Source organism: Hydrogenophaga sp. BPS33 (assembly GCF_009859475.1).
Classification (GTDB): Bacteria; Pseudomonadota; Gammaproteobacteria; order Burkholderiales; family Burkholderiaceae_C; genus Hydrogenophaga.
Genome location: NZ_CP044549.1, coordinates 1,245,813 through 1,268,882, shown reverse-complemented (window position 1 = coordinate 1,268,882; position 23,070 = coordinate 1,245,813). Strand labels below are relative to the sequence as shown.

Annotated in this window: 20 protein-coding genes; 5 read left to right on the top strand and 15 right to left on the bottom strand. The window is 66.3% G+C overall.

The window, feature by feature from the left end; all coding sequences use genetic code 11:
- The first annotated feature begins 10 nt into the window (after positions 1–10).
- Positions 11–1,066 carry an amidohydrolase family protein gene (locus F9K07_RS05980; RefSeq protein WP_236581805.1) on the top strand — a complete coding sequence of 352 codons (1,056 nt, stop codon included), beginning with the start codon at positions 11–13 and terminating at the stop codon, positions 1,064–1,066.
- Positions 1,067–1,215: 149 nt separating this feature from the next.
- Positions 1,216–2,328 (top strand): porin, encoded by a 1,113-nt coding sequence (locus F9K07_RS05975; RefSeq protein ID WP_159590335.1) that lies wholly within the window; start codon positions 1,216–1,218, stop codon positions 2,326–2,328.
- Positions 2,329–2,334: 6 nt separating this feature from the next.
- Here the strand turns inward: F9K07_RS05975 and F9K07_RS05970 are convergent, their stop codons facing one another.
- From F9K07_RS05970 to F9K07_RS05955, 4 genes are all read right to left on the bottom strand, one after another.
- Positions 2,335–2,772, bottom strand: coding sequence for a YciI family protein (locus F9K07_RS05970; RefSeq protein ID WP_159590333.1), 438 nt, complete (start codon positions 2,770–2,772; stop codon positions 2,335–2,337).
- 125 nt (positions 2,773–2,897) lie between these two features.
- Positions 2,898–4,214: a serine--tRNA ligase gene (gene serS / locus F9K07_RS05965; RefSeq protein ID WP_159590331.1), complete on the bottom strand. Its 1,317-nt coding sequence runs from the start codon at positions 4,212–4,214 to the stop codon at positions 2,898–2,900.
- A 55-nt stretch (positions 4,215–4,269) separates the two neighbouring features.
- Entirely contained in the window at positions 4,270–5,241 is a 972-nt protein-coding gene (ispH, locus tag F9K07_RS05960) for a 4-hydroxy-3-methylbut-2-enyl diphosphate reductase (RefSeq protein WP_159590329.1), read from the bottom strand.
- Complete coding sequence (locus F9K07_RS05955; RefSeq protein ID WP_159590327.1) at positions 5,241–5,687, bottom strand: FKBP-type peptidyl-prolyl cis-trans isomerase; 447 nt, start codon at positions 5,685–5,687, stop codon at positions 5,241–5,243. The genes ispH and F9K07_RS05955 overlap by 1 nt, the downstream gene beginning before the upstream one ends.
- Positions 5,688–5,797: 110 nt before the next feature.
- On the opposite strand from F9K07_RS05955, the gene radC reads away from it, so the two are divergent.
- The gene (gene radC, locus F9K07_RS05950; protein WP_159590325.1) at positions 5,798–6,490 is read left to right on the top strand and encodes a RadC family protein; all 693 of its coding nucleotides are present in this window, start codon (positions 5,798–5,800) and stop codon (positions 6,488–6,490) included.
- A gap of 47 nt (positions 6,491–6,537) precedes the next feature.
- The gene (locus F9K07_RS05945; RefSeq protein WP_159590323.1) at positions 6,538–7,176 is read left to right on the top strand and encodes a Smr/MutS family protein; all 639 of its coding nucleotides are present in this window, start codon (positions 6,538–6,540) and stop codon (positions 7,174–7,176) included.
- A gap of 65 nt (positions 7,177–7,241) precedes the next feature.
- Here F9K07_RS05945 and F9K07_RS05940 read toward each other — a convergent pair whose 3' ends face one another.
- Both F9K07_RS05940 and F9K07_RS05935 read right to left on the bottom strand, forming a co-directional pair.
- Positions 7,242–7,718 carry a MaoC family dehydratase gene (locus tag F9K07_RS05940; protein ID WP_159590321.1) on the bottom strand — a complete coding sequence of 159 codons (477 nt, stop codon included), beginning with the start codon at positions 7,716–7,718 and terminating at the stop codon, positions 7,242–7,244.
- A 59-nt stretch (positions 7,719–7,777) separates the two neighbouring features.
- Positions 7,778–8,764 carry a tripartite tricarboxylate transporter substrate binding protein gene (locus tag F9K07_RS05935; protein ID WP_159590319.1) on the bottom strand — a complete coding sequence of 329 codons (987 nt, stop codon included), beginning with the start codon at positions 8,762–8,764 and terminating at the stop codon, positions 7,778–7,780.
- Positions 8,765–8,934: 170 nt separating this feature from the next.
- Between F9K07_RS05935 and F9K07_RS05930 the strand changes: the two genes are divergently transcribed.
- A complete protein-coding gene (locus F9K07_RS05930; protein WP_159590317.1) occupies positions 8,935–11,679 on the top strand; it encodes a LuxR C-terminal-related transcriptional regulator in 2,745 nt (914 codons plus the stop codon).
- 15 nt (positions 11,680–11,694) lie between these two features.
- On the opposite strand, the gene F9K07_RS05925 is transcribed toward F9K07_RS05930, so the two are convergent.
- From F9K07_RS05925 to boxA, 9 genes are all read right to left on the bottom strand, one after another.
- A complete protein-coding gene (locus tag F9K07_RS05925) occupies positions 11,695–12,483 on the bottom strand; it encodes an SDR family NAD(P)-dependent oxidoreductase (protein WP_159590315.1) in 789 nt (262 codons plus the stop codon).
- Between the two features lie 12 nt (positions 12,484–12,495).
- Positions 12,496–13,680 (bottom strand): lipid-transfer protein, encoded by a 1,185-nt coding sequence (locus tag F9K07_RS05920; RefSeq protein ID WP_159590313.1) that lies wholly within the window; start codon positions 13,678–13,680, stop codon positions 12,496–12,498.
- A gap of 36 nt (positions 13,681–13,716) precedes the next feature.
- Positions 13,717–14,553 (bottom strand): SDR family NAD(P)-dependent oxidoreductase, encoded by an 837-nt coding sequence (locus tag F9K07_RS05915; protein ID WP_159590311.1) that lies wholly within the window; start codon positions 14,551–14,553, stop codon positions 13,717–13,719.
- 39 nt (positions 14,554–14,592) lie between these two features.
- Positions 14,593–15,789: a lipid-transfer protein gene (locus tag F9K07_RS05910; RefSeq protein WP_159590309.1), complete on the bottom strand. Its 1,197-nt coding sequence runs from the start codon at positions 15,787–15,789 to the stop codon at positions 14,593–14,595.
- Between the two features lie 55 nt (positions 15,790–15,844).
- The gene (locus F9K07_RS05905) at positions 15,845–17,410 is read right to left on the bottom strand and encodes a class I adenylate-forming enzyme family protein (protein ID WP_159590307.1); all 1,566 of its coding nucleotides are present in this window, start codon (positions 17,408–17,410) and stop codon (positions 15,845–15,847) included.
- 126 nt (positions 17,411–17,536) lie between these two features.
- A complete protein-coding gene (locus F9K07_RS05900) occupies positions 17,537–17,956 on the bottom strand; it encodes a group II truncated hemoglobin (RefSeq protein WP_159590305.1) in 420 nt (139 codons plus the stop codon).
- Positions 17,957–17,965: 9 nt separating this feature from the next.
- Positions 17,966–20,527, bottom strand: coding sequence for an ABC transporter permease (locus tag F9K07_RS05895; protein ID WP_159590303.1), 2,562 nt, complete (start codon positions 20,525–20,527; stop codon positions 17,966–17,968).
- A gap of 180 nt (positions 20,528–20,707) precedes the next feature.
- Positions 20,708–21,340 carry a uracil phosphoribosyltransferase gene (gene upp, locus F9K07_RS05890; RefSeq protein WP_159590301.1) on the bottom strand — a complete coding sequence of 211 codons (633 nt, stop codon included), beginning with the start codon at positions 21,338–21,340 and terminating at the stop codon, positions 20,708–20,710.
- A 321-nt stretch (positions 21,341–21,661) separates the two neighbouring features.
- Complete coding sequence (boxA, locus tag F9K07_RS05885; protein ID WP_159590299.1) at positions 21,662–22,963, bottom strand: benzoyl-CoA 2,3-epoxidase subunit BoxA; 1,302 nt, start codon at positions 22,961–22,963, stop codon at positions 21,662–21,664.
- Positions 22,964–23,070: the final 107 nt, after the last annotated feature.

Below are 23,070 nucleotides of genomic sequence, written 5' to 3'. Positions count from 1 at the left end.
AAGTCTGGCCATGTCCTCTGATGCAAGCTCCCGCACCGTCGCCTACACGGCGGCGCACAAAGCCATGCACGCGCCGCGCCTCGATTGGCTCTCTCAATACAGGGAAGATGCGTTCGACCCCGCGCAAGCCATCGTCGACGCGCACCACCACCTGTGGGAAGTGCCCGGCAACAACTACCTGCGCGAAGAGCTGCAGGATGACCTGCGCAGTGGCCACAACATGCGCACCACCGTGTTCATGGAATGCCTCTCGCACTATTTCCGCGAAGGCCCAGAGGCGCTGCGCCCGGTCGGCGAGACCGGCTTCGTGGTCGGGCAGACCCCGGTGCAAAAAGACGGCAGCGCGCGCCTGTGCGCCGCCATCGTGGGCTGGGCCGATCTGCTGTTGGGCGACGCAGTGCGCCCGGTGCTGGAAGCCCACGTCGAGGCCGGCCAGAGCCGTTTTCGGGGTGTGCGCAGCCGCCCCACCTGGCACGACGACCCGGCGGTACACCCCTCGCGCGATGGCCGCGCGGGGCTGCTGCGCGAACCGGCCGCGCACACCGCTGTGCGCGCGCTGGGCCGCATGGGCCTGTCGCTCGACATCTGGGTCTACCAGACCCAGCTCGACGACGTGGAACACCTGGCCGCCGCCTGCCCCGACACGGTGCTGGTGCTCAACCACTGCGGCGGGCCCTTGTTCGCGGGCCAGCAGGCGGACGTTTTCGGCGAATGGCGTGCGCGCCTGCAGCGCGTGGCAGCTTTCCCGAATGTGCGCCTGAAGCTCGGTGGCCTGGCCATGCCGCGCATGGGGTTCGGCTTTGAACTTGCCGAACGGCCGGTCAGTTCCGAGCGCATGGCACAAGCCTGGAAACCGTGGATCGATGCGTGCATCGACGCCTTCGGTGTGGATCGTTGCCTGTTCGAGAGCAACTTCCCGGTCGACAAGGTGGGCTGCAGCTATGGCGTTCTGTGGAACGCTTTTCAGAGGATAGCCCAGGGCTACAGCACGGCGGATCGCGACGCCTTGTTCGCCGGCACGGCGGCGCGCACCTACCGCATTGAAGGCGTTTTGACGCAGCCCTGAGGTGGACGCGGCATCGGCACGACATCTGCCGACGCGCACGCATTTGTAAATTACCTGCCGACCGGTAAGTTATGCGTTACATTGCGGGCGCAGCGCACGGACCAGCCCGGCCGTTGCGCTGCTTCTGCACATTTCCATTGGAGACAAACTTGAACAAGCTGCTTTCGTCCGGCGCGCTAGCCCTCCTGGCCGCCGCCCCTCTCACCCAGGCCCATGCACAGTCCTCGGTCACGCTGTACGGCGTGGTCGACACCTCGCTCACCCGCGCCGACAACGGCAACAACGGTCTCTGGCGTCTCGATTCCGGCGCAGGCTGGGGCTCGCGCCTGGGCTTTCGCGGCACCGAAGACCTGGGCGGTGGCCTCAAGGCCAACTTCGTGCTGGAACAAGGCTTCGACGTGAGCACCGGCACCCTGCAGCAAGGTGGCGCCACGTTTGGCCGCGCAGCCTGGCTGGGCCTGAGCGGTGCCGACTGGGAAGCGCGCGTTGGCCGCCAGCTCTCGCCCATGGCGCTGTCGCTGCTCGCGGTGGACCCCGGCGTGGGCAACTACTGGGGCAACCTGCAATCCACCGGCATCGGCAGCAACAGCCCGAATTCGGTGGCGGGCGACGCGGGCCACCAGGCCACGGCGCGCATCAACAACTCTTTGCTGGGCCGCTGGACCACCGGCGCACTCACCGCGCGCCTGATGCTCGCGCCCGGTGAGTCGGCGAGCCCCAAGGGCGCCGGCAACTACCACGGCGGCAGCCTGACCTACCAGGACAGCCAATGGGTGGCCACGTTGGGCTATTCACGCTTCCGCCAGTACGCCAAGGACATCCCCGTCACCGCGAACGCCGACTGGCAAAACGAGCTGACCTTCGCGGCCTCGTACAACTTCGGCCCGGTGCGCCTGGCCAGCGGTTATTACCGCTTCGACCCGTCGGAGCAAAACAAGGTGATCACGGCCACGACGCTGCTCAAGTCCGAGTCGGTGTGGGTGGGCGGCACGATTCCCGTGAACAACGGCCAGATCCTGCTGCAGGTGATCCGCGCCAAGAGCCACCGCACGGCCGGCGTGGCCGACGGCACCGCGACCATTCTGGGCGCGACCTACGAGCACTTCCTCTCCAAACGCACGGTGGTGTACGTGTCGGGTGGCATCGTGAAGAACAACGACACCAGCAACATCGCCCTGGTGGGCAGCACGGCCGCGGTCGCAGCCGCCGGCCTGGGCGCGGATCCGAAGGCCGTGTCGTTCGGCATCCGGCACAGCTTCTGATGTGCGTCAGCGCGCAGGCTTGCCCTGATCGGCGACCTGCGCGCGCAAACGCTCTTCCTGCTCGCGCAGTTCGGGCGTGAGCGCATCGCCGAAGTCTTCGGCACCGAAGATCTGGCGGACTTCGATTTCGGAATCGGTGCGCATCGGGTTGGGGCAGCGTTTGACCCAATCGATCGCTTCCTGCAGCGATGCGCAATTCCAGATCCAGAAGCCGGCCACCAGCTCCTTGGTCTCGGAGAACGGGCCGTCGATGACGGTGCGCCCGCTCCCCGAGAAGCGCACACGCGCGCCTTTCGAGGTGGGATGAAGACCTTCACCCGCCTCCATCACACCGGCTTTCACCAGTTCTTCGTTGAAGCGGCCCATCGCCGTGAACTCGGCTTCGGTGGGCATCACGCCCGCTTCGCTGTCTTTCGTGGCTTTGACCAGAATCATGAATCGCATGGTGGGCTCCTTGTTGGGTTGAGTTGCTCTGTCGAGCGCCTACTTCCACGACGGGTGGGCACCGCCATTCTCGACAAGCGGGCACAAAAAAACCGGCCGAGGCCGGTTTTTTGGGGCGCATGCCTTCAAGCCGAGAGCGTCTCCAGCCCGCCCAGGTAAGGCCGCAACACCTCGGGCACGGTCACGCTGCCATCGGCGTTCTGGTAGTTCTCCAGCACCGCCACCAGCGCACGGCCCACGGCCAGGCCCGAACCATTGAGCGTGTGCACCAGCTCGTTCTTGCCTTGCGCGTTCTTGAAGCGGGCCTGCAGGCGGCGCGCCTGGTAGGCCTCGCAGTTGGAGACCGAGCTGATCTCGCGGTAGGTGCCCTGCGCGGGCACCCACACTTCCAGATCGTGCGTCTTGCTCGAACCAGCGCCCATGTCGCCGGTGCACAGCACGATCACGCGGTAGGGCAGGCCGAGTTTCTGCAGCACGGCCTCGGCGTGGCGCGTCATCTCCTCCATCGCCTCGTAGCTCTTTTCGGGGTGCGTGATCTGCACCATCTCGACCTTGTCGAACTGGTGCTGGCGGATCATGCCGCGCGTGTCGCGCCCGGCGCTGCCGGCCTCGGAGCGGAAACACGGCGTGTGCGCGGTGAGCTTGATCGGCAGCTCGGCCTCGGCCACCACGGTGTTGCGCACGGTGTTGGTCAGGGTGATTTCGCTGGTGGAGATGAGGTAGAGCGCCTGAGTGTCAGGCACTTCCTCGCCCTCCTGGCCGCCCTTCTTCACCGCGAACATGTCGCCTTCGAACTTGGGCAACTGGCCGGTGCCCAGCAAGGTCTCGGCGTTCACGATGTAGGGCGTGTAGCACTCGGTGTAGCCGTGTTCCTGCGTCTGCACGTCGAGCATGAACTGGGCGAGCGCGCGGTGCAGGCGCGCGATCGGGCCTTTCATGAACGTGAAGCGCGAGCCGGCCAGTTTGGTGCCGGTTTCGAAATCGAGCCCCAGTTTCTCGCCAATGTCGACGTGGTCGCGCACGGGGAAATCGAAGCTGCGAGGAGTGCCCCAGCGGCGCAGCTCGACGTTGGCGTTTTCGTCCGCGCCCACCGGCACGCTCTCGTGCGGCAGGTTGGGCACGGCGAGCAGCAAGGTTTGCAGTTCGGACTGGATCACGTCCAGCCGGGCCGCGGAGGTCTCCAGTTCGGCCTTGAACGCCGCCACCTGGGCCATGGCCGCATCGGCCTCGGCGTGCTGGCCCTTGCCCTTGAGCGCGCCGATCTGCTTGGACAGCGTGTTGCGCTGGCTCTGCAGTTCCTCGGTGCGGGTCTGCAAGGCCTTGCGCTCGGACTCCAGCGCCTGGTAGGCCGGCACATCCAGGTAGGGCTGGGGCTGCTTGCGGGTCTGCAGGCGCGCGACGACGCCATCCAGGTCTTTTCTCAGTTGAACGATGTCTAGCATCCGGCGATTGTAGTTTTGCGCCGGAACACCCGGTCGCCGCCCGCCGCCGCGAGGTTCAGCGCAGGTGTTGCAGTTGGTTGGCGTCCTCGCCCTCGATCTTCAAGCCTTTGGGCAAGGGGAACTTGGTGGTTTCGATCAGCCCGTCCAGCGTGCGCACCGAAATCGCGCCCAGTTCCTTGATGCGGTCAATCACCTGGCGCACCAGGATCTCGGGCGCCGAGGCGCCGGCGGTCAGGCCGACGCGGCCCTTGCCTTCGAACCACTCGGCTTTCAACTCGTCGGCGCTGTCCACCATGTAGCTCTCGGTGTCCAGTTTCACCGCGAGTTCGCGCAAGCGGTTGCTGTTGGAGCTGGTGGGGCTGCCCACCACGATCACGATGTCCACCTGGGGGCTGAGCAGCTTGACCGCGTCCTGCCGATTCTGTGTGGCGTAGCAGATGTCCTGCTGCTTGGGCTCGCGCACGCTGGGAAAGCGCGCTTTCACGGCGTTGAGAATCTCGGCCGCGTCGTCCACCGACAGCGTCGTCTGCGTGACCACCGCGAGCTTTTCGGTCTGCGCGGGCTGCACGCGGCCCACGTCGGCCACGTCTTCCACCAGGTGGATGCCGCTCTCCAGCTGGCCCATGGTGCCTTCCACCTCGGGGTGGCCCTTGTGCCCGATCATGATGAACTCGTAGCCTTCGCGGTGCAGCTTGGCCACCTCCACGTGCACCTTGGTCACCAGCGGACAGGTCGCGTCGAAGATCTGGAAGCCGCGCTGCTTGGCTTCTTCCTGGATCGCCTTGCTCACGCCGTGGGCGGAAAACACCAGCGTGGCGCCCGGCGGCACGTCGGAAAGCTCTTCGATGAAGATCGCGCCCTTGGCCTTGAGGTCGTTGACCACGTAGGTGTTGTGCACGATTTCGTGGCGCACGTAGATCGGCCGGCCGAACTTGACCAGGGCGCGCTCGACGATCTCGATCGCGCGGTCCACCCCGGCGCAGAAACCGCGCGGCTCCGCGAGAACGATTTCAGCGGATGCGTCCATCAGAGCACCCCGATGAGCTGGACTTCGAAGCGCACCGCGCGCCCGGCCAGCGGGTGGTTGAAGTCGAACAGCACGGCGCCGTCTTCGCGCACCTCCACCGCCGCGCCGGCGTAGCTGCCCTGGCCGTCGGGCGTGGGGAACTGCACCACATCGCCTTCGGCGTATTGCTCGTGCGGGTCGCCCAGTTCGTTGAGCAGCTTGCGCGCCACCCACTGCACCATGTCGGGCTGGCGCTCGCCGAAGGCCTCGCCTTCGGCCAGTTCGATCACCGTGTGCGTGCCCTCTTCCAGGCCGATCAGGTGCTGCTCGATCGCCGGGGAGAGTTCGCCCATGCCCAGGCTGAGCGTGGCGGGTTTGCCATCGAAGGTGTCGATGATGACCTGGCCCTGTGGGCCGGTCATGCGGTAGTGCAGCGTCAGAAATGAGCCTTCTTGGACTTGGGGCATGGTGGGGAAAGCTTGAGAGAAAGGGCAGCGCCCGACAGGCGCGCAAACGGCCGGGACGACCGCAACAGCCCGTATTGTAAAAAGGTGGCTTCAACCAGGGGGAAACACACATGTATGGCCTTGCCACGTCCAGCCTCAAGGGCTTGCCAGCGGACTCGCGCCCGCGAGAGAAACTGCTCTCACGGGGGCCCAGCGCCCTGAGCGACGGCGAATTGCTCGCGCTGCTGCTGCGCACTGGAATTGCCGGCAAACACGTGCTGCAACTGGCGCAGGAACTGCTCGATCGGTTTGGTGGCCTCAGTGGCCTGCTGCACACGGGCGCAGACGCCTTGCGGCAGATCAAGGGGCTGGGGCCGGCCAAACGCGCCGAAGTCGTAGCGGTGCTGGAGCTCGCGCGCCGCGCGCTGACACAGCAACTGGAGCAAAAAGCCCTGCTCGACAACGCGCAGGCCGTGCGCGACTACCTGCAACTGCAGCTGGGCAACAAGCCGCACGAGGTGTTCGCCGTGCTGTTCCTCGACAGCCAGCACCGCCTGATCGAGCTCGAAGAAATGTTTCGCGGCACCTTGACCCAGACCAGCGTCTACCCACGCGAGGTCGTGCTGCGCGCCTTGCACCACCATGCGGCTTCGGTGGTGCTCGCGCACAACCATCCCAGCGGTGTGGCGGAGGCCTCGAACGCGGACGTGGTGCTCACCCGCACGCTCAAGGCCGCGCTCACGCTGGTGGATGTGCGGGTGCTCGACCATTTCGTCGTCACGCGCTACGGCACGATGTCCATGGCCGAGCAAGGGCTGGTGTAAGCCGCCGATGCCACACGGTCACGGGCCCTGGGCCACAATGCGACACCATGAAAGTGAACACGCTGGCCGAGCTGAAGGTGATCCAGCGCGCCATTGCCGAACGGGCCGCGCGCGAGGCCGCCCAACGCGAAGCCGAGCGCCTGGCGGCCCTGCGCCGGGAGCGCGAGCACAAGCTGTTCGAGCTGGCGGTGGGACCCGTAAAGCCGCTGGTGCGCGCAATGGGCCGCATCGAACCCCACCGAACGCCGGTCGCGCCCGTGCCGGTGCAACGCCAGCGCGACGAGGCCGCGGTGATGCGCGAAGCCTTGTCCGATGAATTCGACATCGAAACGCTGCTGCATACCGACGACCAGATGAGTTTTCGCATCCCTACCCTCGGGCCCGAGGTGGTGCGCAAGTTGCGCGAGGGCCAGTGGAGCATCCAGCGCCACATCGACCTGCATGGCCTTCGCACCGACGAAGCGCGCGAGGCCCTGAGCCGATTCATCCACGACGCCCACCACGCCGGCCTGCGCTGTGTGCGCGTGGTGCATGGCAAAGGCTTGGGTTCACCAGGCCGCATGCCCGTGCTCAAGCAGCGCGTACTGCGCTGGCTGGTGCAGAAGAAGGAAGTGATGGCGTTTGTGCAGGCGCGCCCGGCCGAGGGTGGGGCGGGGGCGGTGGTGGTGTTGTTGCGGTCGGGGTAACGGCTCTTGACCACTGCTGGGTTGAGCGCGAGGATGGACGGGTTCTAGCGGGCCGTAGCTGCCCATTAGTCGGTCGATGGCGAGATGCAGCCCGGCGCGCGAACAAGACGAACTGCTGTGTAGGTCAGCACGGTCTGCCCGTGCTGGTTGACCACATCGACCAGCGAGCGCATGACGGCACGGCCGGGTTTGGAAGTCATCTTTTTTTCAGTGACTTCGCATTCCACGTGGATCGTGTCCCCTACCCGTGTCGGGCCCTTGACCACCATCGTGGCTTCGAGGAATGCCAGACCGATGCCTTGCATCGTGTACTTGCTCATTCCTTCGGCATACGAATAGACCAGAGCGCCCGGCACCACCCGGCCCGAGATGGCGCTGTGCTCACGCTCGGCCGGGTCCACGCTCGTGAACAAGCCCTCGGTCAACCAGCTCGCGTTGACAAAGTTGACGAGGTCCGTCTCCGTGATGGTGCGTCCGCGCGAGCGGTAGCGCATGCCGGGTTCCAGGTCGTCCCAGAACAGGGTACCTTCCATTGTCTTCATGGCATTCCTTGCATTGAAGCATCGGCACTCACCAATGACCGCCGTATGAACGACCCGAACTACCGCTTGTCGAGCGCCATTTCGGCAGCGATCTCGGCCACAGGATCTTTGAAGCGCGCGAGACCGGCCGCGATTTCGGAGGCAATCTCGTTGCCCGTCACCGGCGAGAGTTGCGTCGTGCCCATTTTCTCCACGAAGCCGCGCACGCCGGGTCCGGTCAGCGTCGTGCGCAGGTCGGCCTCCAGCTTGCGCGCCACGTCGGGTGGCGTGCCCGCCCGCACGGCCAGTGCCGTCCACAGCGCAAAGTCGAAATCCACGCCGGATTCACGCACGGTGGGCACGCTTGGCAGGTTGGCGTTGCGCTCTGGCGATGCCGAGGCCAGCACACGCAGCTTGCCCCCGGCCACCAGGGGCACCACAGGCGTGGTATCCACCAGCGCCACGTCGAGCACACCGCTGAGCAGGTCGGTGAGGATCTGCGGAAAGCTCTTGTAGCTGATGTGGCGGAAGCGCCCCCCGAGCTTGCTACCAAGCAGCGTGGCACCGACCTGGTACGACAGTCCCGACGTGCCCAGAGACACGGCGTCACGCTCCTTGCGCATCGCGGTCGCCAGCTCTTCAAGGTTCTTTAAATTCGAGTTGGGACTGGTGATCAGGACGGTCCAGGAGCGCGACACGCCAATCATCGGAACCAGATCAGACGGTTTGTACGGCAGGTTGCTGCGCAACAGGGGATTGAACACCATCGGCTGCGGACCGATCAGCAGCATGGTGTAGCCATCGGCGGGAGCGCTCAGGAACGACTGCATCGCAATCAAGCCGTCGGCGCCTGGTTTGTTGTCCACCACCACCGGCTGTTTGATGTGCTGCGCCAGCTGTTCGGCAATCACGCGGCCCAATGTGTCGCCCCCACCACCCGTGCCCACCGGCAGCACCATGCGGATGCCGCGCGAGGGGTAATCGTTGGCCCGGGCGGGCAAGGCGGCGGCCAGTGCGGAAGCGGTGAGGAGGCGGTTGAGCTCGCGTCGGTTGAGCAAGTGGTCCATGTTCGAAGTCTCCGTTGTGTGTGTTTATTCCATGCGCGCTGCGCCGAACGGGCACCCTTTGAAGGGTTGAGTGCATTGTGTTGGCGAGGACCCGCGCAGGCACCCCCCGCAGCGGGTAGTGCTGCCGCGCAAGGGCACAGCGCGGCAATGCCCGGCGATATCATGAAACCATGACATTTCGGCACACCAACCCAGGTGCTGCGCTGCGGCCTCCCTCCCCTGCAGGCACGCCCGCCACCACCCGCTTCGTTGCGCCTCGAATGGCCAGAGGCATGCTGCCCCGCGCGGCCCTGGTCGACCGGTTGATGGACGCGCGCCGCAAACGCTGCATCTCTTTGCAAGGGCCACCTGGGTGCGGCAAAACGAGCTTGCTGCTGACCATGCGCGGGCCGCTCATGACGCACGGATTTGATGTCGCCTGGCTCTCGCTGGTGCCCGAAGACAACGAACTGGACACATTCCTGCACGACCTGCTTGCCAGCCTCAGCAATGTCGACCCTGCTTCGGTGCGCACCGCGTCGTTGCTCGCCAGCGGCGGGCCGCGCGACCCGGAGGCGGTGGAGCACTGCATCATCGCGCTGGCGCACGACGTGGCCGATCGTGGCGGCGAGCTGGTGCTGATGCTCGACGACCTGCACCAGATCACCAGCCAGCCGGTGCTGCAGGCGCTCAACTGGCTGCTGGACTATTCGCCGCCCGGTCTTCACCTGATGCTGGCCTCACGCGACACGCCACCGCACCCGCTGGGCACCGCCATTGCGCGGCTGCGCCAGCTCCAATCGGCGGTCGATTTCGCGTGGCCCGATCTGCAGTTCACACCGACAGAATCGGAACAGTTCCTCCAGCAACGGCTGGGTCTCTCGCAGGAAGAGGCGATGCAGTTGCACGAGCGCACGGGCGGCTGGATCGCGGGGCTGCAATTGCTCAGCCTGCACTATAAGGAGCAAGGCACTGCGGCACGCGAGATGCCGCTGAAAGACGCTGGTGCCTTTGCCGCCTACTTCGAACAGCATGTGCTGGCGCACTTGTCGGCTTCCGATGTCGATCTGCTCGGGCTCACGGCCATCTGCCGGCGTTTTTGCGCAGACCTGTGCAACGCCCTCATGGGCGGCGCGCAGACGGCGTCGCGCATCGAGCATCGGCTCTCTCGGCTGGACCGGGACAACCTCTTCATCGTCCAGGTGCAGGACCGCGACAAGCGGGTCTGGTGGCGGCTGCACCCCTTGCTGCGCGAGGTGCTGCAAGCCCGGCAGGAGCACCAGCCCAAAGGCCATGTGCAACAGCTGCACCGGCGCGCCTGGCTTTGGTTTTCGGCACACGGCAGTGTGTCCGAGGCGGTGCAGCACGCCGTGCTCGCTGGCGAGAGCGAAGCGGCTGCCAGGATGGTGCGCGAGAGCGTGCGCGGGCTGCTCAACCAGGGCGAGTTCGCGCTGGTCAAGGCGCTGCTGCGCCGCCTGCCGTTGGAAGTCGTGGCACAGCACACGGGCTTGTGCCTGGCACAGGCCCAGGTGCACCTGAACTCGCGCGAACTCGATGCGCTTGACGCCAGCATGCGCGCTCTTGGCGACGCACCGCTGAACGCACTCGAACGCGCCGAATTCGATTTGCTGCGCTGTGCCGCACTGCTGCACAGGGACGATGCCGACGCAGCGGTGCGCCTGTTGCCGGCACTGCAAAGCTTGCCCGAAGGTGCGGACGACTTGCTGGTCTCCACCCGCGCCAACCTCATGGCCTGGCTGCACCTGGCGTGCGGCGAGTACGCGCTGGCGCGCGAGGTACTCAGCCAGCACGAGACTGGACACGACAGCCCGGTGGCGCGTCTGACCGGCCTGTGCCTGGAAGGCCTTTCGCACACGCTAGAAGGCCGCATGAACGAGGCTGAGCACCTGTACCGGCGCGTGCTCGATGCTGGCGGCGATGGCCCGGCAGGTGTACAGGTCCGCAACCTGGCCGCAGCGCTGCTGGGCGACGTGCTATACGAACTGGACGAACTCGAAGCCGCGTGCGAGCTGCTGGACCCGCGCATGGATCTGATCGAGCACGCCGGCATTCCGGAGGCCATCTTGCGTGCGGCCATTGTGCTGGCCAGCGCGCACTGGCTGTGCGGACGTCGCCTGGAAGCGCTGGCGCAGTTGGACAGACTGGAGGACTATGCGAGCAGACACGGCCTGGCGCGTCTGCAGACCCACGCCCTCTGTCTGCGACTGCGCATGCAGCAGCAGCGCGGCGAGATGCTTGCAGTGTCTGATGCCTTGTGCAAGCTGGACGAAGTGGCGGCGCAGCGGCGCGGCATGGAAGATTCCGTGTCGCAGGAGATCAAGCGACTGGCCGAACGCGCGCAGATTGCCGTGCATCTGCAAAGGGGCGAGCTTGCGCCCGCGGCCGAAGGCATCCGCCAGGTGTTGCAGCGCCTGCAGCAGGCGGGTCGGCTACGGCCGGTGGCGTCCCTGCTGGTGCAGCTGGCGCTCGTGGAGCGCGCGCTCGGCCACGAAACCGTGGCCGTGGACACGTTGATCGAGGCGTTGCGCCTGGGACACCGCCTGGGCCTGGTGCACACGCTTCTGGACGCCTCGCGTCGCATGCCTGCCGCGCTGCACGGCCTGGTGGAATCGGGCACGCTCGACCCGGTGCTGTGCTTCTATGCGCAGCGTCTGCTGGAGGTTGCCGCGCGCAAGCGCACACTGCGCGCACTGGCAGAGGACACGGCAACGCGTGAGCAGCCGCTGGAGCCGCTGAAAGAGCGCGAGCTTGAAATCCTCGGCCTGCTGGGTCAGGCACTGCCCAACAAGAAGATCGCACGCATCCTTGGCCTCTCGCCTGAAACCGTGAAGTGGCACTTGAAGAACATCTACACCAAGCTCGGCGTGACCGCGCGCGACGCCGCCGTGGCGCGGGCGCGCGACCTGCAGTTGTAGGCGCTCCACCGCGACTCAGCGCGGCGCCATGCGCAGACCGCCGTCCAGGCGGATGCACTCGCCATTCATGTAGCGCGTCGTCACCAGCATGGCTACCACGGCGGCGTACTCGTCTGCATCGCCCAACCGCCGCGGGAACGGCACCGAGGCCGCGAGCGCCGCGCGAACGTGGGGCGCGGCGCGCGCCAGCATGGGCGTGTCGAAGATGCCTGGAAGAATAGTGTTGACGCGGATGCCTTCGGCCATGAAGTCGCGCGCCAGGGGGAGGGTCATGCCGGCCACGCCGGCCTTCGACGCGCTGTAGGGCACTTGGCCCATCTGACCATCCTGCGCCGCAATGGAGGCGGTGTTGATGATCACACCGCGTTCGCCATCGGCATCGGCATCCGTGACCGGCGCGGCGAACATGCCGGCGGCCGACAGCGACACAGCGCGAAACGTACCGATCAGGTTGACCTGTATCACGCGCTCGAAGCGCTCCACCGCGAGTGGACGGATCTCGCCCGTGTCCTTGTCGCGGCTGACGGTCTTGTTGGGGCCGCCGATGCCGGCACAGTTCACCAGGATGCGTTCCTGCCCGTGGGCAGCGCGCGACTTGTCGAAAGCAGCTTCCACCTGGGCTTGCGATGTGATGTCCACGGCGCAAAAAATGCCGCCAATGTCGGCGGCAAGCTTCTCACCGCCTGCCACGTCCTGGTCAAAGATGGCCACGCGTGCACCACGCGCCGCGAGCAGGCGCGCGGTCGCAGCACCCAGGCCGGAAGCACCGCCGGTGACCACAGCGGATGTCGATGTGATGTTCATTCTTTTGCTTCCTCAGACGCGTTCGTAGAGCGTGACGACGCAAGCGCCCCCCATGCCCAGGTTGTGCTGCAGGGCCAGCCGAGCTCCCTCGACCTGCCGCGCCTCGGCCGTGCCGCGCAACTGATGCGTCAACTCAAAACATTGGGCCAAGCCAGTGGCACCTAGCGGATGGCCCTTGGACAGCAGGCCACCGGACGGGTTGGTGACCACGCGCCCGCCGTAGGTGTTGTCGCCATCGCACACGAAGGCTTCGGCCTCGCCTTCCTGGCACAAGCCCAGCGATTCGTAGGTGAGCAACTCGTTCTGCGCAAAGCAGTCGTGCAGCTCGACCACATCCACATCCTGCGGCCCGATGCCAGCCTGCTCGTAGACCTGCCGCGCCGCTTCCTTCGCCATGCCAAAACCCACCAGTTCGCGCATATCGCCCGATTCGAAAACCTCGGGCCTGTCGGTGGTCATGCTTTGTGCCACAACGCGCACGTCTCGCCTGAGGCCGTGGCGCTCGGCAAACGCCTCAGAACATACGATGGCCGCTGCGGCGCCGCAGGTGGGCGGGCAGGCCATGAGCCGCGTCATGAGCCCTTCCAGCAGCGAGGGGGATGCGAGTACGTCGTCTTCGCTCAGCGGAGTGCGGAACAAGGCGAGCGGGTTGTTTGCCGCATGCCGACTGGCCTTGGCGCGGATCTTGGCAAAGGTCGATAGCTTGGTGCCGTACTGCGCCATGTGGTCGCGCCCCGCACCCGCAAAGTAGCGTAGCACGCGGGGCAAGTCCTTGGCGCCCATGAGTTCGTCGGTGGTCTGGTTGAAACGGTCAAAGGGGCTGGGCCGATCGGGCCAGGCCGAACCGAGAGGCCCGGGCTTCATCTGTTCGAACCCCAGCGCCAGCACGCACTCGGCCGCCCCGCTCTGCACGGCTTGCCGCGCCAGGAACAGCGCAGTCGAACCAGTGGAGCAGTTGTTGTTGACGTTGACGATGGGCACGCCGCTCATACCGACCTCGTACAGCGCGCGCTGCCCGGCGGTCGAGTCGGCATAGACGTAGCCCACATAGGCCTGCTGGATCTTCGAATAGTCCAGGCCGGCGTCGGCGAGCGCCGCGCGCACGGCGGCCTGGGCCATTTGTGGGTACGGTTCGTTGTCGCCAGGCTTCTTGAATGGCGTCATGCCGACGCCCGCGATGTATGCTTGTGCAGTCACGTTGATGTGTCTCCGCCGCTGATTGAAGGAGGCGGCTCAGAAGCCACCACGGCCGCCGCCGCAGATGATGGTCTGGCCGCTGATGTAGTCGGACTCGGGCAGGCAGAACAGGTAGATCGAACCGGCTGCTTCTTCGGGTGTGCCCAGCCGTCCCAGCGGAATCTCGCGTCCCGGCGCGGTGGCGCGGTCGGCCGGTATGCCCACTCGGATCTCGCGTCCTTCGATGGACACGAAGGCTTCCCCGCCTTGCGGCACGCGTTGGGTGAGCCGTGTCTCGATCGCGCCGAATGCGACGCAGTTGACGTTGACCTTCATGCGTCCCCACTCCTTGGCAAGCGACTTGGTCAGCCCGATGATGCCGGCCTTGGCCGCCGAATAATTGGCCTGGCCGGCATTGCCTCCGGTGCCCGACACCGACGAGACATTGACCACCTTGCGGAACACCTCCCGGCCCTGCGCTTCTTCGGCGGCGCTCACACTGCGCAGGTAGGGTTGCGCAGCGCGCAGCAGCCGGAAGGGCGCCGTGAGATGACAGGTGAGGATGGCCTCGAACTGTTCGTCGGTCATCTTCTGGATCACGTTGTCCCAGGTGTAGCCGGCGTTGTTGATGATGATGTCGATAGCGCCAAAGGCATCGAGCGTGGCGGCCACGGTGCGCGTGCCGAAGTCCGGTGCGGTCACGCTTCCAGCAAGCGCCAGCGCCCGGCCGCCGGCCTGCTCGATTTCAGCGACGACGTCGAGCGCGGGTGACTCGTCCAGGTCGTTGACGACGACGGCTGCACCGGCGCTCGCCAGCTTGAGCGCCACGGCGCGGCCGATGCCGCGGCCAGCACCGGTGACGATGGCGACTTTGGATTCCAGAGTTCTGTGCATGCTTTGTCTTTCTCCTTTCTGGGGATTTCCGCCTGCTTCCTAGTGCGCGTCGGCGCGGCCGTACAGCGTCACCACGCAGGCCCCGCCCAGCCCCAGGTTGTGTTGCAGGGCAATGTCCAGGTTGTCCACCTGGCGGGCGTCGGCCGTGCCGCGCAGCTGATGCGTGAGCTCGTAGCACTGCGCCAATCCGGTGGCACCCAGAGGGTGACCCTTGGAAAGCAGGCCACCCGAAGGATTGGTCACGCATTGGCCGCCGTAGGTGTTGTCGCCGTCCAGCACAAACCGCTCGGCTTCCCCTTCCGGGCAGAGACCAATGGCCTCGTAGGTGAGCAGTTCGTTGTGGGCAAAACAATCGTGCAGCTCGCACACGCGCACATCCTTTGGGTCCACGCCGCTTTTTTCATACACGCTTTGCGCTGTCGCGCGCGACATGTGAAAACCCACGTAGCTGATCATCGAGGGCGGGTCGAAGGACTCGACCAGGTCCGTCACCATCGACTGCGCGAGGATCTGTACGTCGGTGCGAAGGCCATGGCGGCGGGCAAATTTTTCCGACACCACAATGGCTGCCGCCGCGCCGCACGTGGGCGGGCATGCCATGAGGCGCGTCGCCACACCGGGCCAGATGGCCTTGTCGTTCATCACGTCCTCCACCGTCAGCTCCTGGCGGAAAATGGCCAGCGGGTTGTTCACGGCGTGGCGGCTGGCCTTGGCGCGGATGGCCGCAAACGTCTCCAGCTTCGTGCCGTATTTCTGCATGTGCTCGCGCCCGGCGCCGGCGAAGCACCGCACCGCGCGGGGCACACCCTCGGCATCGGGCGTAAGGCCTTGCCAGATCGGATGAAAGCGCGTGCGCGTCTGCGGCCGATCGTCCCAATGCGAACGCAGCGCGCCCGACTGCATCTGCTCGAATCCAACGGCCAGTGCGCAATCTACTTGTCCCAACTCGACGGCGGTGCGCGCCAGCAGGAGTGCACTCGAGCCGGTGGAGCAATTGTTGTTGACGTTGAAAATGGGAATACCCGTGCGGCCGACTTCGTAGAGAACGGTCTGGCCACAGGTGGAGTCACCGTACACATAGCCCGCATATGCAGATTGGATCTTGTCGTACGAAATGCCCGCATCGGCCAGCGCGCGACGCACGGCATCGGCGCCCATTTCGACATAGGTCGGACTCGCGCCGGGTTTGGTAAAGGGGACCATGCCGACTCCGGCAATAAAGGTTTTCTGACTCATAGGACTTCGGCTTTATAGAGTGGAGGTGTGGCCGAAGTCTGCATCCGCATGGCTACTATGTCGCCCCCCCCGGCGGGGGGGCTGACGTGGAGGCGTTGTAGACCTCGCGCAGCTCGCGCTTGAGCACTTTGCCGAGCGGGTTTCTCGGGAAGTCCGCCACCAGGTACAGGTCCGCCAGGCGCTGGGTCTTGCCCAGCTTCGCGTTGCACCAGGCCAGCGCTTCCTGCGTGTCCAGATGGCTGCCGCGCCGAGGAATCACAAACGCCACCGGCGTCTCGCCCCAGCGTTCTGAAGGCACGCCGATGACCGCTGCGTCCTGCACCTGCGGGTGCCGACGCAGCTGCTGCTCCAGGTCACTTGGGTAGATGTTGAAACCGCCGCTGATGATCATGTCCTTGCGGCGATCCACGAGCACCAGGAACCCGTCGGCGTCGAAGTAGCCCACATCGCCGCTGCGCAGAAAGCGACGGCCCTGCGCGTCGAACCATTCGATTGCCTCGCTGGCCGCCTGGCCGTGGTAGCGCTCCATCATGGTGGTAGCCCTGCCGACGATCTCGCCCGTCTCTCCCTGCGGCAAGACATGGCCTTGCTCGTCAATCACCTGAAACTCGCTTCCCGCGGAAGGCTTGCCCACGGTGTGAAGCTTGTCCGGGTAGCGCTGCGCATCCAGCATGCAACTCCCGCCGCCTTCAGTGGTGCCGTACATCTCGATCAGGCCTCCCGGCCAGCGCCGCAGCACTTCGCGCTTGTGTGCCGCCGAGAAGGGAGCACCGGCGCAGAGCTTCATGCGGAAGCGGGTCAGGTCAAAGCTGTCGAACCCAGGCTCGGCCAGGATGCGCTGGTATTGCACCGGCACCAGCATGGTATGGGTAGCGCGCTCCTGTTCGGCAAGCACCAGAAAACCCCGCGCGTCGAACTTGGGCATCAACACGGCGGTGCCACCGGCGACCAGGGTTGGGAAGAGCGCCACCAGCGTGGTGTTGGAATACAGCGGTGTGGCCAATAGCGTCACCGAATCCGTTCCGTAGCCGAGCAAGTCGCGGCGCGAAACCTGGGCGACTCGCCGTTCGTGCGTCTGCACGATGCCTTTGGGAGAGCCCGTGGTGCCGGACGAGTAGATGATGTTGAAAGCCCAGTCCGGCGCGATCTCCACCGGCGCTGGCAGCTTGCCTTCGTGCACCAGCCAGGTGCCCAGGCTGGCGCTGCCCGGCTCCAGCACCAGGCAGATGTCACCCAGGCCTGCGTTGCGCACCCATGCAGTTGTACTCGAATCGGCGAATAGCAGGCTGGCCCGGGCGTTGTGCACCATGGCCGCCAAGGATTCCGGTGTGGCCGTGGCCGCCAACGGCGCCACCACCACGCCCACCCGCACGGCGCCAAGGAACACGGCCACGTAGGCAATGGAAGGCGCTGCGCAGACCGCCACAGTGTCGCCCCGGCGCAGGCCATCGCGCTGCAACGACGCTGCAACGCGTGCGGCGAGCGCATCGAGTTCGCAGTAGGTGATTCGCTGGCCGCCACAGATCAGAGCGATGGCGTGGGGCCGTTTTAGCGCCATGTCGCGAATCAGATCGGGGACGCTGCAGAAGCGGACTTTGGAGCCGGAGTCGGTGTGGGGCATGGCAGCAGAAATACGGGAACCGCCGCCAGTGGCCGCCCCCAAGGGATGCTGGATATGCTACGCCGCCACGCGGAATCCACACCACCCGTGGCGGGTGGCCCGACTCAGTCGCACGATGAAGAGCAACTACCGCGGCGTGTTCCGCATCCAATCCGCCGTCTGGAAAAAACTGGTCCTGAGCCGCTCGCGCAAGGCCTCGTCCACCCCGGTCTCGCCCATCGCCTGGTCCATGCACGCCAGCCACTGGTCGCGCTCCTGGATGCCAATGGCAAAGGGCATGTGGCGCGCGCGCAGCATCGGGTGGCCGAACTTTTCGGTGTAGTGCTGTGGGCCGCCCAGCCAGCCGCACAGGAACCAGAAGAGGCGCTGCCGCGCGTTCTCCAAGGTACTGCCGTGCGTGGCGCGCAAGGCGGCGTAGCCCGGCTCGATGTCCATCAGGTCGTAGAAACGCTCGACCAGTTCGCGCACTTTTTCTTCGCTGCCGATCCACTCGAAGGGCGTGGCGTGGCGCGTGGGTTCTTGGGGTTTGTACAAAGGAATATTCATCTCAGACGCTCACACAGCAGCTTTGCGCAAGGTTTCCACCACGGGCGTGCGCAGCACACTGCGCAGCCCCCACCAACCGGCCATCAGCGCGAGCACTGCGCCCGCGATGGCGCCGGCCAGCGGCACCCAGGGCGATGCGGTCCAGGCGAACTGGAACACATAGCGCGCCAATGCCCAACCCACGATCACGGCCACCACCGAGGCCAGGAAGCCGGCGAGCAAACCGACGCCCAGCAGTTCGATGCGCTGCACCTGCTGCAGCAGACCCGAGCCGGCACCCACCGCGCGCAGGATCGCGAACTCGCGCTCGCGCTCCCCCCGCGTGGCGGTGATGGCCGTGAGCAGCACCACCAGGCCGGCGGCCAGCGTGAAGGCGAACAGAAACTCCACCGCGCCGATCACCTGCCCGAGCACGCGCTGCACCTGGGCGATGGTCTGCGTCATGTCGACGTTGGTGATGTTGGGGAATTCGCGCACCAGCGCGTTGTCGAATCCGTTGCTGCCCGTCTGGCCGTTGGCGGCCTCGGGGGCGCGGAAGGCGCTGATGTAGCTCACTGGCACATTGGGCACGTCGGCCACCGGAAACACCACAACGAAGTTCACGCGCATGGAGCCCCAGTCGACCTTGCGCAGGCTGGTGATGCGCCCTTCGCTCACCTGGCCCGCGATGTCGAATGCCATGCGGTCACCGAGCTTCAGGCCGAGTTCTTCGGCCAGACCCTCTTCCACGCTGAGCGCATCGGCCTCGTTCTCGGTCCACTTGCCCGCGACGATGGGGTTGTGCTCGGGCACCTGCGCCATGTTGGAGAGGTTGAACTCGCGGTCCACCAGGCGCTGTGCGCGTTCGCCTTCGAAGTCGTCGGGGTTCACGGTCTTGCCATTGATGCTGACCAGGCGCCCCCGGATCATGGTGTGCCAGTCGTAGCGCTCCACGCCGGCCTTGCGCAGCGCCTGCTGGAAGGCTTCGCTTTGTTCGGGCTGCACGTTGATGACGAAGCGGTTGGGCACGTCGGGCGGCGTGGCGTTGCGCCAGCTGGAGATGAGGTCGGTGCGCAGCAGCACCAGCAGCACCAGCGCCAGCAGGCCCACGGCCAGCGCGCTGATCTGCACCACCGCATAGGCCGGGCGCGCGGTGAACTGGCGCGTGGCCATGACGAGGGCGCGCGGCGCAGTATTTTCGTTCACGCTGGCACGCAGCAGGCGCACCGCGCCCAGGCTGGCCAGCGCGAAGAGCAGCACCGCACCCGCAAAGCCGCCCACCGCGATGCCGCCGAGCAGCAGGTCGCGGCTGGCCGCCATGAGCAGCACCGCAAAACCCAGCAGGCCCACGCCGAGCACCACCAGCGTGGCCGGCTTGAGCTGGCCGACGTCGCGGCGGATCACGCGCAGCGGCGGCACCTGCGCCAGTTGCAGCACTGGCGGCAGGCCGAAGGCCATCATCAGCGTCAAGCCCATGCCCAGGCCGAGCAGCACGGGCGTGACGCCGGGCGCGGGCAGGCTCGCGTCAACCAGGCCGGCGAGCAGCACCACAAACACGTGGTGCACCGCGTAGCCGATCACCACGCCCAGCGCACTGGCGATCAGACCGGTGAGCGCGAATTCGAAGGTGTAGGCGCGCGCCATGGTGCCTTGCGAGAGCCCGAGCACGCGCAGCATGGCGCAGTCGTCCAGGTGGCGCTGGGCGAAGCCGCGCGCGGCGATCGCCACGGCCACGGCGCACAGCAGCGCGGCCAGCAGGGCCACCAGGTTGAGGAACTGTTCGGCGCGCCCCAGCGTGCGCTGCATTTCGGGTTGGCCGCTTTCCAGGGCCTCCAGCCGCAGGCCGCGCACCTCGCGCTGCTCAATGGCTTGTTTCGCCCAGCGGGTGAACTGGCCCACCCGCCCATCGTCGCCTGCCACCGCAAGGCGGTAGTTCAGGCGGCTGGCCGGCTGCACCAGGCCGGTGGCGGGCAAATCGGCGTTGTTGAGCATGACGCGTGGCGCGAAGCTCATGAAGCCACCGCCGCGGTCGGGTTCGGCGGCGATCAGCTTGGTGATGGTGAAGCTGCTGTCGCCCAGCAGCAGGGCCTGGCCCACTTTCAGGTCGAGCGCGGCGAGCAGGGCGCCATCGACCCAGGCGGTGCCGGGCGCAGGAATCTCGCGCGTGACGGCATCGGGCGCGTCCAGCGCGTCGGCCACGCGCAGCGCGCCGCGCAGGGGATAGCCCTCGCCCACCGACTTGAGCGCCACCAGGCGCGCCGAGCCGCCGTCTTCGTCGCGCGCGCGGCCCATGGTGGGGAAGGTAAGGGTCTGCACCACCGACAGGCCCAGTTCGCGCGCCTTGGCCCCGAACGTGTCGGGCGGCGCGTTGTCGCTGCGCACCACCGCATCGCCGCCGATCAGCGCCCGCGCATCGCGCTGCAAACCGCCCTGCAGCCGATCGGCAAAGAAGCCCACCGCGGTGAGCGCGGCCACGGCCAGCGTGACGGCGAGCATGAGCAGGCGCAGCTCGCCCGCACGCCAATCACGGACCAGGGAAGACCAACCCAGGTTCCAGAAGCGGATGGGCAATGGACGGGGCGAGGTGTTCATGGAGGTGGACGTTACCGCAAGAAAGATCGCCCCATTGGGGCAAGGCTCACACCCATTGGTTCCCCAGAACGATGCGAACCCGGTTCAATGCCCATCCAGAAATGCCGTGGAACTGGCTTTGCCAGGCCACAGGCATTGCCCCTGAGGGGTGACGCGCCGCAGGCGCGGCGCGGGGGGAGCCTACTTCGTGCCGAAAATCCGATCGCCCGCGTCGCCCAGCCCCGGCACGATGTAGCCGTGCTCGTTGAGTCCACGGTCCACCGCCGGCGTGTAGACCGGCACGTCGGGGTGCGCGTCGTGAAAGGTTTTCAGGCCCTCGGGGCAGGTCACCAGGCAGACGAAGCGGATCGAGCGCGGCTGGGTTTTCTTCAACCGGTCCACCGCCATCACCGCCGAGTTGCCGGTGGCCAGCATCGGGTCGAGCACGATCACGTCGCGCTCTTCCATGCCCTGCGGCATCTTGAAGTAGTACTCCACCGCCTTGAGCGTGGCGGGGTCGCGGTACAGGCCGATGTGCCCGACGCGCGCGCCAGGAATGACCTGCAGCATGCCGTCCAGGAAACCGTTGCCGGCGCGCAGGATGGAGGCCAGCACCACCTTCTTACCGTCGATCACGCGCGAAGTCATCTTCTCCAGCGGCGTTTCGATCTCGATCTCCTGCATGGGCATGTCGCGCGTGATCTCGTAGGCGAGCAACGCGCTCAGCTCGTGCACCAGCTCGCGGAAGCTCTTGGTGCTGGTGTCTTTGCGGCGCATCAGCGTGAGCTTGTGCTGGACCAGGGGGTGGTCAATGATGTGAACGTCTCGGCTCATGGCGTTATTGGGGGTGTGCGGGGAGGGAACCGAGTTTATTCCCCACAGCGTTCTGGCCGCGCTCTCGTCCCATTGCCTCTTGGGTCCTCGTTGCGTTTCAGGCGGCTACCTCGCGCCAGGACGGCGGCGGCACCCGCGTTCTCCGGCCCCCGTCGCGGGCGGTTTCCCGTGCGCGCATGCACCATGCCGTCAACACCGGGTGGGCGCGCCCACTCTGTGGCAACCGCGAAATGGGCCTGCGCCCGCGGGCACCACCACCATCCTGTGAGAAAGCGCTGGATCACCCACCCCGTCTGCGCGAAACCGGACGGACGCAAGAGATCAGTACGTCTCCAGGTGCAACCGGCCTTCGCGCTTGAGCGCACCGCCCACCGTGTCCCAGTTCAGGCCCGCACCTTGCACCACGTCGCGCAGCGCGAGTACCACGCCCTCTTCCATGCTCTTCAGACCGCAGACATAGAAGAAAGTGTTCGGGTCCTGCACCAACTGCGCAAGATCGGCCGCGCGCTCGCGCATCGCGTCCTGCACGTAGCGCTTGGGCTGGCCGGGCGTGCGGCTGAAGGCGAAGTTGATGTCGATGAAGTCCTTGGGCAGGCTTTGCAGCGGGCCAAAGTACGGCAGCTCTTCCTGCGTGCGCGCGCCGAAGAACAGCATGAGCTTGCCGCCTTCGAACTTGCCCGAGGCGCGCAGGCGGCGGCGCCATTCCGTCATGGCGCGCATGGGTGCGCTGCCGGTGCCGGTGCAGATCATCACGATGTTCGAACGCGGGTGGTTCGGCATCAGGAAGCTGGTGCCGAACGGGCCGATCACCTCCACCTTGTCGCCCACCTGGAGGTCGCACATGTAGTTGCTCGCCACGCCGCGCACAGGGTCGCCGTCGTGGTCTTGCAGCACGCGCTTGATGGTGAGCGAGAGGTTGTTGTAGCCCGGGCGCTCGCCGTTGCGCGGGCTGGCGATGGAGTACTGGCGCGGGTGGTGCTTGCGGCCGATGTCGTCGACGCCCGGCGGCACCACGCCGATGCTCTGCCCCTCCAGCACCGGAAACGGCATGGCGCCGAAGTCCAGCACGATGTGGTGCGTGTCGTAGTCGCTGCCGGCGGTCTTGCCGACTTCGGTCACGCGCACGTTGCCCACCACCGTGGCCGTCACGGTTTTCTGCGTGGCCTTGGGGCCGTAGATGTTGCTGTAGGCATGCGCGGCCGACCAGGGTGGCAGCGTGGCGCCGAAGGCCGAGGAGTTGAAGGTCTCCTGGCCGCTCGGGTCCTTCACCACCGCCGGCGGCGCGGCCGGCGTGGGTGCCACGGCGGCTTCGGGGTCGGCATCGACCAGCCCTTCAAGTTCTTCCGGCGGCAATTCGGCGGGCAGTTCTTCCCACTTCAGCTGCTCCTCGATCGAGTAGGCGCGAATGCGCGGCATGCTGCGCCAGTTGTCGATCGAGCCGGTGGGGCACGGCGAGATGCAGTCCATGCACAGGTTGCACTTGGAGGCATCGACCACGTAGTTGAGGTTGTCGTGCGTGATCGCCTGCACCGGGCAGATTGCTTCGCAGGTGTTGCAGCGGATGCAGATCTCGGGATCGATCAGGTGCTGCTTGATGACAGCGGTTTCGGCAATGGCGTTCATGGGTCTCTCCTGCATGGGGAACCCTCTCCCGCGTGCGGGAGAGGGCAGGGTGAGGGTATCAGCGTGCGGAGACCCTCACCCCAACCCTCTCCCGCAAGCGGGAGAGG

Bases quoted from the DNA above. Each gene is read 5' to 3' on its own strand.
- F9K07_RS05900 (WP_159590305.1), bottom strand. From the start codon at position 17,956: ATGAATATTCCTTTGTACAAACCCCAAGAACCCACGCGCCACGCCACG.
- upp (WP_159590301.1), bottom strand. From the start codon at position 21,340: ATGAGCCGAGACGTTCACATCATTGACCACCCCCTGGTCCAGCACAAG.
- F9K07_RS05980 (WP_236581805.1), top strand. From the start codon at position 11: ATGTCCTCTGATGCAAGCTCCCGCACCGTCGCCTACACGGCGGCGCAC.
- F9K07_RS05925 (WP_159590315.1), bottom strand. From the start codon at position 12,483: ATGAACATCACATCGACATCCGCTGTGGTCACCGGCGGTGCTTCCGGC.
- F9K07_RS05945 (WP_159590323.1), top strand. From the start codon at position 6,538: ATGAAAGTGAACACGCTGGCCGAGCTGAAGGTGATCCAGCGCGCCATT.
- radC (WP_159590325.1), top strand. From the start codon at position 5,798: ATGTATGGCCTTGCCACGTCCAGCCTCAAGGGCTTGCCAGCGGACTCG.
- F9K07_RS05970 (WP_159590333.1), bottom strand. From the start codon at position 2,772: ATGCGATTCATGATTCTGGTCAAAGCCACGAAAGACAGCGAAGCGGGC.
- F9K07_RS05930 (WP_159590317.1), top strand. From the start codon at position 8,935: ATGACATTTCGGCACACCAACCCAGGTGCTGCGCTGCGGCCTCCCTCC.
- F9K07_RS05910 (WP_159590309.1), bottom strand. From the start codon at position 15,789: ATGAGTCAGAAAACCTTTATTGCCGGAGTCGGCATGGTCCCCTTTACC.
- serS (WP_159590331.1), bottom strand. From the start codon at position 4,214: ATGCTAGACATCGTTCAACTGAGAAAAGACCTGGATGGCGTCGTCGCG.
- boxA (WP_159590299.1), bottom strand. From the start codon at position 22,963: ATGAACGCCATTGCCGAAACCGCTGTCATCAAGCAGCACCTGATCGAT.
- F9K07_RS05915 (WP_159590311.1), bottom strand. From the start codon at position 14,553: ATGCACAGAACTCTGGAATCCAAAGTCGCCATCGTCACCGGTGCTGGC.
- F9K07_RS05940 (WP_159590321.1), bottom strand. From the start codon at position 7,718: ATGAAGACAATGGAAGGTACCCTGTTCTGGGACGACCTGGAACCCGGC.
- F9K07_RS05895 (WP_159590303.1), bottom strand. From the start codon at position 20,527: ATGAACACCTCGCCCCGTCCATTGCCCATCCGCTTCTGGAACCTGGGT.
- F9K07_RS05935 (WP_159590319.1), bottom strand. From the start codon at position 8,764: ATGGACCACTTGCTCAACCGACGCGAGCTCAACCGCCTCCTCACCGCT.
- F9K07_RS05955 (WP_159590327.1), bottom strand. From the start codon at position 5,687: ATGCCCCAAGTCCAAGAAGGCTCATTTCTGACGCTGCACTACCGCATG.
- F9K07_RS05905 (WP_159590307.1), bottom strand. From the start codon at position 17,410: ATGCCCCACACCGACTCCGGCTCCAAAGTCCGCTTCTGCAGCGTCCCC.
- ispH (WP_159590329.1), bottom strand. From the start codon at position 5,241: ATGGACGCATCCGCTGAAATCGTTCTCGCGGAGCCGCGCGGTTTCTGC.